Genomic DNA, 11204 nt, shown 5'->3' with positions numbered 1-11204 from the left:
ACAGCACCGGACCCTCCGAGTCCGTGCACCCCGGACACTCGCGTTCGTCCTCACCGTGCGTCCGGCCCCCTGCGCGTGCGGCGTCAGAACTTGTTCTTGGGGGTGAGCCCGAGGGAGAGGCCGGAGAGGCCGCGCTGGCGTCCGCCGAGCTTGCCGGCGACGGCGCGCAGGGCGGCGCCGGCCGGGGAGTCGGGGGCGGCCAGGACGACCGGGCGGCCGTCGTCGCCGCCCTCGCGCAGGCGGACGTCGATCGGGATCGAGCCGAGCACCGGGACGGTCGCGCCGACGGTCCGGGTGAGCGCGTCCGCGACGGTCTGGCCGCCGCCGGTGCCGAACACGTCGATCATCTCGTCGCAGTGCGGGCACGGCATGCCGGACATGTTCTCGATCACGCCGACGATCTTCTGGTGGGTCTGCACCGCGATGGTGCCGGCCCGCTCGGCCACCTCGGCGGCGGCCATCTGCGGGGTGGTGACGATCAGGATCTCGGCGTTGGGGACCAGCTGCGCCACCGAGATGGCGATGTCGCCGGTGCCCGGGGGCAGGTCGAGCAGCAGCACGTCCAGGTCGCCCCACCAGACGTCGGCGAGGAACTGCTGGAGCGCGCGGTGCAGCATCGGGCCGCGCCAGACGACCGGCGCGTTGCCCGGGGTGAACATGCCGATCGAGATGACCTTCACGCCGTTCGCCTGCGGCGGCATGATCATGTCCTGGACCTGGGTCGGCCGGCCCTCGACGCCGAGCATGCGGGGCACGCTGTGGCCGTAGATGTCGGCGTCCACCACCGCGACCTTGAGGCCGTCGGCGGCCATCGCGGCGGCCAGGTTGACCGTCACCGAGGACTTGCCGACGCCGCCCTTGCCGGAGGCGACCGCGTACACGCGGGTCAGGGTGCCGGGCTGGGCGAAGGGGATCTCGCGCTCCGGGGCGCCGCCGCGCAGCAGCTGGGAGAGCTCCTTGCGCTGTTCGTCGCTCATCACGTCGAGCTCGACCTCGACGCCGGTGACGCCGGGGACCCGGCCGACGGCCTCGCGGACCCGGGCGACGATCGTCTCGCGCATCGGGCAGCCGGAGACGGTCAGGTAGACCGCGACCCGTACGGCGCCGCCCTCGCCGATGCCGACCGATTTCACCATGCCGATCTCGGTGATCGGGCGGTTGATCTCCGGGTCGTTGACGGTCGCCAGCGCCTCGCGCACGGAGTCCTCCGTGACGCCGGCGGCGACCTCTGTCTCGTTGGCCATGCCTTGATGGTACGGCGCTGCGGGAGGTCGTTGACTTGCCGGTAGCGTGCCGCCGGTCACAGCACCTCGGGGGCTCCCCGTCGCTCGTCGATCTCCTTGAGCAGGCCCTGGAGTTCGGAGCGGACGAAGTCGCGGGTGGCGACCTCGCCGAGGCCCTGGCGCAGCGCGGCGACCTCCCGGGTGAGGTACTCGGTGTCGGCGATGTTGCGGTCGCTGCGGGCGCGGTCCTGCTCCATGTTGACCCGGTCGCGGTCGTCCTGGCGGTTCTGTGCGAGCAGGATCAGCGGGGCCGCGTACGAGGCCTGCAGCGAGAGCATCAGGGTGAGGAAGATGAACGGGTAGTCGTCGAAGCGGACGGCGTCCGGCAGCAGGGTGTTCCAGCCGACCCAGACCACCACGACGACGGTCATCCAGACGATGAAGCGGCCGGTGCCGAGGAAGCGCGCGATCCGCTCGGAGACCTGGCCGAACGCCTCCGGGTCCCAGGTGGGCAGGGTGATCAGGCCGGGCCGGGTGGTGCGCGGCTGGTCGAGCCGGGTCCGGGCGCCGCCGCCGGAGGTCTCGGTGCGCTGGCTGCGGCCGCCGCCCTCGCGGACCCGCAGCTCGCGCAGCTGGCGCAGCTCCCGCAGCTCGCCCTGGAGCCGCAGGCGCTGGCGCGGGCCGTCCCGCCGGTCGTCGCGGCGGCCCTCCCGGCGTCCCTTGCGGTCAGCGTCCACCGGTCGCCTCCCTCTCCTCGTCCAGCCCGTGCAGGGCCTCCTCGCGCCAGTCCTCGGGCAGCAGGTGGTCCAGGACGTCGTCGACGGTGACCGCGCCGAGCAGGTGGTCGCCGTCGTCGACGACGGGTGCGGCGACCAGGTTGTAGGCCGCCAGGTAGCTGGTGATCAGCGAGAGCGGGGTGTCCGGCGGCAGCGGGTCGAGGTCGTCGTCGACCAGCGAGCCGACCAGGGTGTACGGGGGTTCGCGCAGCAGCCGCTGGAAGTGCACGGTGCCCAGGTACTTGCCGGTGGGCGTCTCGGTGGGCGGGCGGCAGACGTAGACCTGCGCGGCGAGGGCCGGCTTGTTGTCGGCGATCCGCACCCGGGCCAGCGCCTCGGCGACGCTGGCGTCGGGTTCGAGGACGACCGGCTCGGTGGTCATCAGGCCGCCGGCGGTGTTCTCCTCGTAGCTGAGCAGGCGGCGCACCGGGGCGGCCTCGTCCGGCTCCATCAGCTGGAGCAGCCGCTCGGCCTCGTCGCCGGGGAGCTCGGAGAGCAGGTCGGCGGCGTCGTCCGGGTCCATCGCCTCCAGGACGTCGGCGGCGCGCTCGTCCTTCAGCTTGCCGATGATCTCGACCTGGTCGTCCTCGGGCAGCTCCTCCAGGACGTCCGCGAGCCGTTCGTCGTCCAGCGCGGCGGCGACCTCGGCGCGCCGCTTGGCGGACAGGTGGTGCATGACGTTGGCGAGATCGGCGGGGCGCAGCTGTTCGAAGGTGGCGAGCAGGTTGGCGGCGCCCTGGCCCTCCTCGGGCAGCGAGAAGCCGGTGACGTCCTTCCAGTCGAGGGTGAGGGTCTCGCCGCGGGCCTTGCGGAGTCGGCCAACCCGCCCGGCCTGGACGAAGACCTTGCTGATCTCCCACTCGCGGGCCCGGCTCTGCACCATGGCGACGTCGAGGACGGTCACCTCCTCGGCGGTCTTGGTGCGGGTGACCGTGCGGTCGAGCAGTTCGGCGAGGACGAGGGTCTCGGAGGGGCGCTGCTCGAAGCGGCGCATGTTGATGACGCCGGTGGTGATGACCTGTCCGGACTCCAGGCTGGTGATCCTGGTCATCGGGAGGAAGATCCGGCGGCGGCCGACGACCTCGACGACCAGTCCGAGCACCCGGGGCGGGCGGCTGCCGATCCGCAGGGCGACCACCACGTCGCGGACCCGGCCGACCTGGTCGCCGTTCGGGTCGAAGACGGCGACGCCGGAGAGGTGGGAGATGAAGACCCGGCTGCCTGCCCCTGCCATGGACTCCCTCGCCTCGCTCGCCGCCCGGGGCGCACCCGGTCGAACGCCCGCAAACCGGACACCGCCGGTTCAGGCTACCCGCGTGCCGGGGGCCGGGCCCGCCGACCCACGGGTCCACGGGCCCACCCGGTGGAAGCGGACGGGCGGCGGGTCAGCCCCGGGCGCGGCGCTTGAAGAGCAGCCTGGGCAGGCCGGCCGGGATGGGCTGCCGGGTGGTGGCGGGGGTGGGCATCGGGGCGGTGGCGTGCGAGCCGTCGGGCATCGCACCGGGGCGCTCGGTGAGCGGGCCGACCGGCTCCAGGCGCAGGACCCGGCACTCGCGGGCCCAGCGGTCGGCGATGGTGTCGGTGTCCGGGGCGTTCAGCCGCTTGCCCTTGAGCTCCTCGACGGCGCCGAGCCAGGCCTCGCTCCCCGGGGCGGGTGCGGTGACCCGGGCCCGCCAGCCGGTCAGCCGGCCGCCCTTGTCCTTGCTGCGCACCGTCACCTCGGCGCCGGCCCCGGCGGCCAGGCCGTGCAGCGGCTGCTCGATGCCGTCGCCGACGACCACCACGGCGCCGTCGTGCCAGGCGTGCCAGAGCGCCCGGCCGGACTCCTGGCCGTCGGCGCGCACCCAGAGCAGCCCGGACTTCTTCGCGGCCTCCTCCAGCAGGGCCCGGTCGAGGAGGTCGTCGGCGGTCTCGGCGGCGGCAGGCGTACGGTCCATGGCGCACAGCGTACGGCCTCGGGTGTCCGGGAAACGTCCCACCTGTCGGTCGACAGTTCCGTAGGCTCAGCACGGGCCTTACCGTAGGAGCGCCCGCCCCGCACCGCGAACCCCGAGGAGTGCTGTGCCGTCCGCCCGGCCCGAGACCGCCGCCCCCGTCCACGCCGCCGGACCGAGCGCCGCCGCGCCACCGCACGCGCCGCTGCCCAAGCTGGACCTGGTCCTGCTCGCCGTCTCGATCTCGGGCATCTCGCTCTCGGCGCCGCTGATCAGTGCGACCGCCGCGCCGGCGCTGGCCATCGCGTTCTGGCGCAACGTCATGTCGGTCGGCGTCCTCGGTCCGTACGCGCTGCTGCGCCACCGGGCCGAGCTGCGCGGGATCGGGCGGCGGGCGCTGCTGCTGGCGGTGGCCGCCGGCGTGCTGCTCGCGGTGCACTTCGCGCTCTGGATGCCCAGCCTGCGGATGACCTCGGTGGCCTCGGCGACCGCGCTGGTCACCACGACCCCGCTGTGGACGATCCTGCTGATGCGGCTGTCCGGGGTGCGGGCGCCGCGCGTGGTCTGGATCGGGATGTGCGTGGCCTTCGCCGGGGTGCTGGTGCTCACCGGCGTCGACCTGTCGCTCTCCCCGCGGGCGCTGCTGGGCGACGCGCTGGCGCTCGGCGCGGGCCTCGCGGCGGCGGGGTACATGCTGCTCGGTGCGGAGGTCCGCAAGTCGGTCAGCACCACCGCGTACACGCTGGTCTGCTACGCCACGACGGCGGCGGTGCTGCTGCTGGTCTGCCTGGTCGCCGGGACCCCGATGTCCGGCTGGTCGGCGGGGGTGTGGTGGCAGATCGCGCTGCTGATGGTCACCGCGCAGCTGCTGGGGCACTCGCTCAGCAACCGGGTGGTGCGCACCCTCGGCCCGTCCGTCACCTCGACCGCGATCCTGCTGGAGACGCCGGGCGCCGCGCTGATCGCGGCGCTCTGGCTGGGGCAGTGGCCGCCGGTGGCGGCCTACCCGGCGGTGGTGCTGATCCTGCTGGGGCTGGTCCTGGTGGCCCGGGGCGGTCGCCGGTAGGCGGTCGCGGGCGGGTGCCCCGGGCCGTCAGAGCCAGCCGTTGCGGCGGAAGCCGCGGTACATGCCGACGCAGATCACCGCGATGCTGGCGAGCACGATCGGGTAGCCGTACTCGGAGTGCAGCTCGGGCATGTGGTCGAAGTTCATCCCGTACACGCCGGTGATCATGGTGGAGACGGCGAAGATCGCGGCCCACGCGGTGATCTTGCGCATGTCCTCGTTCTGCGCCACCGAGACCTGCGCCAGGTTGGCCTGGAGCAGCGAGTTCAGCAGCTCGTCGAAGCCGTACACCTGCTCGGTGACCCGGGCCAGGTGGTCGGCGACGTCCCGGAAGTACTTCTGGATGTCCGGGTCGACCAGGCGCTGCAGCGGCTCGGACAGCTGCTGCATCGGCCGCAGCAGGGGCGCGGTGGCCCGCTTGAACTCCAGCACCTCGCGCTTGAGCTGGTAGACCCGGCCGACGTCGGTGCCCCGGCCGCCCTTGTTGGAGAAGACGTCGAACTCGATCTCGTCCACGTCGGTCTGCAGCCGGTCGGCGACCAGCAGGTAGTTGTCCACCACCTGGTCGGCGATGGCGTGCAGCACCGCGGACGGGCCCTTGGCGAGCAGCCCGGAGCCGTCCGCGTCGGCCTCCAGGCGGTGGCGCAGCTCCTTGAGCGAGCTGTGCCCGCCGTGCCGGACGGTGATCACGAAGTCCCTGCCGACGAAGACCATCAGCTCGCCGGTCTCGACCACCTCGCTGGTCGGGGTCAGCTGGTCGTGCTCGACGTAGCGGATGGTCTTGAAGACCGCGAACAGCACGTCGTCGTACCGCTCCACCTTGGGCCGCTGGTGGGCGTGCACCGCGTCCTCGACCGCCAGCGGGTGCAGCCCGAAGCGCTGGGCGATGCCCTCGAACTCGGCCTCGGTGGGCTCGTGGAGGCCGATCCAGCTGAACGATCCTGCGCCTTCCTGCACCTGCTGCGCGGCCTTCACCCGGCGGGCGGCCTCGCGCGGGCTGCAGCTCTCGCCGTGGCGCTTGCCGTCCTGGTAGACCGCGCAGTCGACGACGGCGGAGGTGGTCTCGCCCGGGTGGATCGCGTCGTACAGCCGGTTCGTCGAGCGCCGGCGGTTGGTGCGGACGGCGGCGCGCAGGGTGTTGATCATCGACATGGCAGGCTCCCTTGGGCAGGAGCCGCCGCACGGCGGCGCGGTGACGGAGGGCCGTGGTGCGACGGCATGGAACACCGATGGATGCCGGTGGCTCTGGTCGGTCCTCGGCCTTGCTGGGGCGCGCGAGCGGAACGACCGGTCACCGGGGAGGGTGCTCTCCCGGCCGGGCCCGCCGCTGCCGTGCGCTCACTCGGGCACTGCCGCCGGAATCGGCTGCTGAAGCCGTTTCAGACTGCGGAGCGAGGGGTAGGCGAGAGGCGGTCGGGCCGGGTAGAGCTGCCGGTACTGCATGGTCGGCTGGTATCCACCGCAACCACCTCCTTCGCGCCGCTGCCCCGGGGGTATAGACATCCCCGGTGGCCAGTCGCTCACACTAACATCTGCGCGCCGATCGCCGCTGGGGGGTTCGACGGGCGGGCAGCGGCGGCGGGTTACGCTCACCGGCATGGCGCACGACTTCCCTCACTTCGGCGACCCGTTCGACGGCTCCTCCGCGGAGCTGTCCAGGGACGCCGTCCTGGCCGCGGTCGAGGCCCGGCTGATCAGCACTTTCGGTGAGCCCGGCGGACGGGCCGCGGTCACCTTCCTCGGGGCGGACCGGATCGAGGTGCTCCGCTTCGGCCCGGACGCCGACGGCCTGGTGCGCTACGCGACCCTCGGCATGGCGGGCGCACCGATGGCCGATCCGACCTCACCGGTCGCCGATCAGCTGCGCGGGCCGCGCGTCGAACTGGTCCTGACGGTCCGTGGGGGACGCGACGGCGTGCTGCGCACCCTCGCCACCTTCGCGGCGACGCCGCAGGTGGAGGGCCTGGTGGTGGCCCCGGGCGGCTCGCTGGACCTCGGCTCCCCGCTCTGGGACGGCGCGCCCTTCACCTCGGTGCTGGCCGCCGAGCCGGGCGGGCTGGTGGCCGATCTGGAGCTGGCCGAGCCGGCCGACCCGGTGCGCTTCCTGCCGCTGCTGCCGATGACGCCCAACGAGGCCGGCTGGAAGCGCGTGCACGGCGCGGCGGCCCTGCAGGAGCGCTGGCTTCAGCACGGCACCGACCTGCGCGACCCGGACCGCCGTGCGGTGGCGCTGGACTGACGGGGGATCGGGGCGGTCGGGCCCACCACCCCCGCGCGCACCGGGCGCCGGAGCGAAGGCTCAGCGGCCGATCGGCTTCGCGCCGGTCGCCTGGGCCACCAGCGCCTCGTAGACGGCGGGATCGGTGGTGTGCTCGCCGAGCCGGACGGTCTTGCGGGTGCCGTGGTAGTCGCTGGAGCCGGTGGTCAGCAGGCCCAGCTCGCCGGCCAGTCCGCGCAGCCGGGCCTTCGCGTCCTCGTCGTGGTCCATGTGGTCGACCTCCAGGCCGGCCAGTCCGGCGGCGGCGAGTTCGGCGATCACCTCGTCGGGCACCGTCCGCCCGCGCTTGACCGCGCCCGGGTGCGCGAACACCGGGACCCCGCCGGCCGCCCGGACCAGCCGGACCGCCCGGACCGGGTCGGTCTCGTGCTTGCGGACGTCCGCCCGGCCGCCGTTGGCCAGCCAGTCGGCCGTGAAGGCGTCCGAGACGGTGGCCACCACGCCGGCCTCGACCAGGGCGCTGGCGATGTGCGGGCGGCCCACCGCGCCGTTGCCGGCGATCCGCTCCACCTGCTCCCAGCTGATGTCCGCGCCGAGCTCGCGGCAGCGCTCGACGATCTTGCGGCCGCGCCGGAAGCGGTCGTTGCGCACCAGGTCGCGCTCCTGCGCGAAGGCGGGCTCCGCGGGGTCGAACAGGTACGCCAGCAGGTGCATGCTGACGTCGCCCACCACGCAGGAGAGTTCGGCCCCGGGGACGAGCGTCAGCCGGGTGCCGGCGGGCAGCGCGTGCACCGCCTCGGCCGCCTCGGCGTGCCCGGCCACCGTGTCGTGGTCGGTCAGCGCCACCACGTCCAGGCCCGCCCCGACGGCCGCGGCGACCAGGGCGGCCGGGCTGTCGGTGCCGTCGGAGGCGTTGCTGTGGGCGTGCAGGTCGATGCGCACGGGCGCTGCCTCCTGGGGCGGGCGGGGTCCACGGGAGGCCCAGGATAGTGCGGCGGGCGCCCCCCGGTCAGCCCCGTCCGCGGGGCGGCCGGGCGCCCGGCTCAGCCCAGCAGCCGGGGGGTGAGCGCCCCGCAGGGCAGCAGGTCCAGCTCGGCCCCGGCCTCGCGCAGATCGGTGAGCACCAGCTCGTCGTACATCACCAGCGCCGACTGCTCGGGCCAGGCGACCGCCCAGAGCCAGAGCCCGCGCGCCTCGCCGACGAAGACCGCACGGTCCGCCGGGGCGTCCGGGACGTGGAACATCGGGGTGGGCCGGCCGGCCGCCATCAGCTTGGCGTCGGCGGGCTTGTACAGGCCCACCGAGTCGCCCGGATCGGGCCCGGGGAGGCCCGCGTACCGGGCGCCGAGGCCGACCCCCAGCTCCTCGGCGACCAGCACCAGCTCGCCGAAGCCGCCGAGCGGGGCCGGGCCGGCGCAGGCCACCGCGGTGGCGCGGCCACCGGACAGGTCGTCACCGACGTGGGCGATCCCGGTGTAGAGCCAGCCCACCGGCAGCGGCCAGGGCAGCCAGACGGGGACCTGGGACCGGGCGACGGCCACGCCGAGCGCCTCCACGCTCGGGGGCAGCACGGGCTGCATCGGGTGCACCGCTCCGTGCCGGTCGCACTGCCAGGTGTCTGAGAACAGACCGGGGGCGCGGACCCGACCGGCGCACCTCGGGCAGCTTGGCTCGCCCCTCATAGCCGACAACGCTCCTCCCTCCGGACCGCCGCGTCAAGGACGATCACCCGTACGGAGGCCGGTGCGGGCGGGCGCGGTGCGGGCGACCCCCGGTAGGGGATGTCCACCGCGGGGCGGCGGCAAACGTCCGAGGGGCGGACGGCGGGTGCCCGGGCGCCCCCGGACGCACTGACGCCCCGTCATCGGCGACCGCGTCGGGCGGTCTCGGTGGCGGGGCGTCAGCCGGGTATCGGAACGTCGGGGTCGGACGGTCCGGGCTCGGGCGCGGCGGGTGCGGGCCCTGCGGACCAGGGCGCTGCGGGGGAGTCGCCGCGTGGGGTCAGACGGTCGGGCACGGGCGGATGAGCAGGCGCTCGCCGGTGCGGGCGGCGTCCTGGACGAGCTCGCGGACGGTTTCGGCGTCGGCGATGAGGCGGTCGGTCGCGGTGCCGGAGGCGTCGTCCAGTCGGAGGATCTCGAAGCGCATGGGCCTCTCCTTTCCTGGCCCCGTGGTGCGGGGCGGTCGCGAACGGGTCGGTGCTGCGGCCGGTGCGGCGGGTTCCGCGGGCGGTGGCACTGCCACCGGTGGGTTCCATGCTGCGGTGTCCGGCGCGGTGTCGCGCGGTGGCGCGGTCGTCTGCTGCGGCAAAAGGGCTCCCCCCTGCTGCGCGTACGGCTGGTCCCTCGTTGGACCACTGTGGAGCGGTGCCGCTTCCGGGTCGTTGCCCGGCCGTGACGTCCGGGTTGCGGCCGATCGGTGCCCGGGGCGGTGCCCGGAGCGATGTCGGCGATGATTTCCGGAGGAAATCAAATATTACCGCAACTAACGACTTTTGTCCCGTGCCCGTCCGCACGCCGGCCCGGAAGGAGCGGCGGTGCGGGCCGGGGAGCGCTACGGGGAGCGGCGGTGCGCTACGCCCAGAAGTCGGCCAGGGCGGCCGCGGTGGCGGCGGGCTGCTCGGCGTTGGGGGAGTGCCCCGCCTCCGGGACGATCACCCGGCGGGCGCCCAGCCGCTCGGCCATCAGCGTCTGCTCCGGGACCGGCCAGGCGTAGTCCCGCACGCCCGAGAGCACCAGGACCGGCAGCACCCCGGCGGTGGCCGCGGCCAGCTCGTCCACCCGGTCGGGGGCCGCGATCAGGTGCCCGCCGGTGGTGGTCAGCGCCTGCGGGACGTTGGCCAGCCAGCGGCGGTGCAGGAAGCGGGCCACCTCGGCGGACGGCCGCCGGGCCGGGTCGCCGCTGCCCTCCTCCAACTGCTGCATCACCTGCCAGATCGCCTCCAGGTCCATCGACCGCAGGGCGTCCAGCAGCAGGGAGGTCCGGGCGGCCTCACCCGGTTCGATCGCCCCGGGGCCGGTCGACATCAGGGTCAGCGAACGCCAGGGCAGCGGGCCGCCGGCCGCGGCGAGCACCGCCTCCCGGGCCACCTGGCCGCCGAAGGAGTGGCCCAGCAGGTGCGGCGGTCCGCTCCCGTCGCCGGCCAGCGCGTCGGTGAGCGCCCGGACGTCCGCGCCCAGCGCCCCGACGGCGTACGCGGCCGGGTCGTCCGGGCCGCCGGTGCCGTTCTGGCCGCGCTGGTCGACCGCGGTGACCCGGTAGCCGGCCGCGGAGAGCGGCTCCAGCAGCGCGATGAAGTCCTCCTTGCTGCCGGTGAAGCCGGGCACCAGCAGCGCCGAACCGCGGACCGCGCCGGCCGGCTCCGCCCGCAGCGCGGCGAACTCCCCGCGCGCGGTGGCCACCCGCAGCGGACGGGCGCAGGCGGGCAGCGTCAGGAAGGGCGGCGTGCTCATGGCGTGGGGCTCCTCGGTGCGGTGCGGTGCGCGGCGGCCGGCCGGGCCCGGAGCCTGTCGGACAGCCGCCCAACCCGTCGGTAACCCCGAGCGTAGTGGGCCCCCGCGCGCCGCCGACGGGCCCGCTCCGGACAGCGCCCGGGTCCGGAGAGCGCCACAAGGGGGCGGCGGCGTCCGTCCGGGGAACGCCGAGGGGGCGGCGGCGTCCGTCCGGACACCGCCGCCCCCTCGATCGAGCAATTCGGGCTCAGCCCTCCGCGGGGGCCTCACCGGCGGCGGGGCGGCGGGTCCGGGTCCGGCGGCGCGGCGCGGCGGCCTCGCCCTCGGCCTCGGGTGCCTTCGCCTCCGGAGCCTTCGCCGCGGGGGCCTTGGCCGCGCGGGTCCTGGCGGCCGGAGCCTTCTTGGCCGCAGGGGCCTCGACGGCGGGCGCCTCGGTGGCGGGTGCCTCGGTCGGGGCGGCGGCCGTGCCCTCGCCCGCGGCGGTGCTGCGCGGCCGGCGGCGACGGCGGCGCGGGGCCGCCTCACCCTCGGCCGG

11 protein-coding genes and 1 pseudogene are annotated in these 11204 nt (G+C 75.0%); 2 read left to right on the top strand and 10 right to left on the bottom strand.

Annotation, left to right across the window (positions count from 1 at the left end):
* Window positions 1-83: 83 nt before the first annotated feature.
* From ACWGB8_RS35970 to ACWGB8_RS35955, 4 genes are all read right to left on the bottom strand, one after another.
* Window positions 84-1244, bottom strand: coding sequence for an Mrp/NBP35 family ATP-binding protein (locus ACWGB8_RS35970; RefSeq protein WP_452217871.1), 1161 nt, complete (start codon window positions 1242-1244; stop codon window positions 84-86).
* A gap of 56 nt (window positions 1245-1300) precedes the next feature.
* A complete protein-coding gene (locus ACWGB8_RS35965; RefSeq protein WP_452217872.1) occupies window positions 1301-1846 on the bottom strand; it encodes a DUF1003 domain-containing protein in 546 nt (181 codons plus the stop codon).
* A gap of 103 nt (window positions 1847-1949) precedes the next feature.
* A complete protein-coding gene (locus ACWGB8_RS35960; protein ID WP_452217870.1) occupies window positions 1950-3233 on the bottom strand; it encodes a magnesium transporter MgtE N-terminal domain-containing protein in 1284 nt (427 codons plus the stop codon).
* Window positions 3234-3384: 151 nt separating this feature from the next.
* A complete protein-coding gene (locus tag ACWGB8_RS35955; RefSeq protein ID WP_452217869.1) occupies window positions 3385-3936 on the bottom strand; it encodes a hypothetical protein in 552 nt (183 codons plus the stop codon).
* Window positions 3937-4060: 124 nt separating this feature from the next.
* Here ACWGB8_RS35955 and ACWGB8_RS35950 point away from each other — a divergent pair, with 124 nt between their 5' ends.
* A complete protein-coding gene (locus ACWGB8_RS35950; protein WP_452217868.1) occupies window positions 4061-4999 on the top strand; it encodes a DMT family transporter in 939 nt (312 codons plus the stop codon).
* A 27-nt stretch (window positions 5000-5026) separates the two neighbouring features.
* Here the strand turns inward: ACWGB8_RS35950 and ACWGB8_RS35945 are convergent, their stop codons facing one another.
* Window positions 5027-6151 (bottom strand): magnesium and cobalt transport protein CorA, encoded by a 1125-nt coding sequence (locus ACWGB8_RS35945; protein ID WP_452217867.1) that lies wholly within the window; start codon window positions 6149-6151, stop codon window positions 5027-5029.
* Window positions 6152-6596: 445 nt separating this feature from the next.
* Here ACWGB8_RS35945 and ACWGB8_RS35940 point away from each other — a divergent pair, with 445 nt between their 5' ends.
* On the top strand, window positions 6597-7238 hold the full coding sequence (locus ACWGB8_RS35940) for a suppressor of fused domain protein (RefSeq protein WP_452217866.1): 642 nt from the start codon (window positions 6597-6599) through the stop codon (window positions 7236-7238).
* A gap of 60 nt (window positions 7239-7298) precedes the next feature.
* Here the strand turns inward: ACWGB8_RS35940 and ACWGB8_RS35935 are convergent, their stop codons facing one another.
* From ACWGB8_RS35935 to ACWGB8_RS35915, 5 genes and pseudogenes are all read right to left on the bottom strand, one after another.
* Window positions 7299-8159, bottom strand: a complete 861-nt coding sequence (locus ACWGB8_RS35935; protein WP_452217865.1) for a PHP domain-containing protein — start codon at window positions 8157-8159, stop codon at window positions 7299-7301.
* Window positions 8160-8260: 101 nt separating this feature from the next.
* Window positions 8261-8899, bottom strand: coding sequence for a DUF6758 family protein (locus tag ACWGB8_RS35930; RefSeq protein WP_452217864.1), 639 nt, complete (start codon window positions 8897-8899; stop codon window positions 8261-8263).
* A 319-nt stretch (window positions 8900-9218) separates the two neighbouring features.
* Complete coding sequence (locus ACWGB8_RS35925) at window positions 9219-9365, bottom strand: hypothetical protein (RefSeq protein ID WP_452217863.1); 147 nt, start codon at window positions 9363-9365, stop codon at window positions 9219-9221.
* A 425-nt stretch (window positions 9366-9790) separates the two neighbouring features.
* A complete protein-coding gene (locus ACWGB8_RS35920; RefSeq protein ID WP_452217862.1) occupies window positions 9791-10669 on the bottom strand; it encodes an alpha/beta fold hydrolase in 879 nt (292 codons plus the stop codon).
* A 247-nt stretch (window positions 10670-10916) separates the two neighbouring features.
* A pseudogene (locus tag ACWGB8_RS35915) lies at window positions 10917-11204 on the bottom strand (hypothetical protein); the annotation flags it as partial.

This window comes from Kitasatospora sp. NPDC054939, from assembly GCF_053610105.1.
Note: the sequence above shows the minus strand (reverse complement) of the source record. Positions and strands in the feature narration are given on the sequence as shown.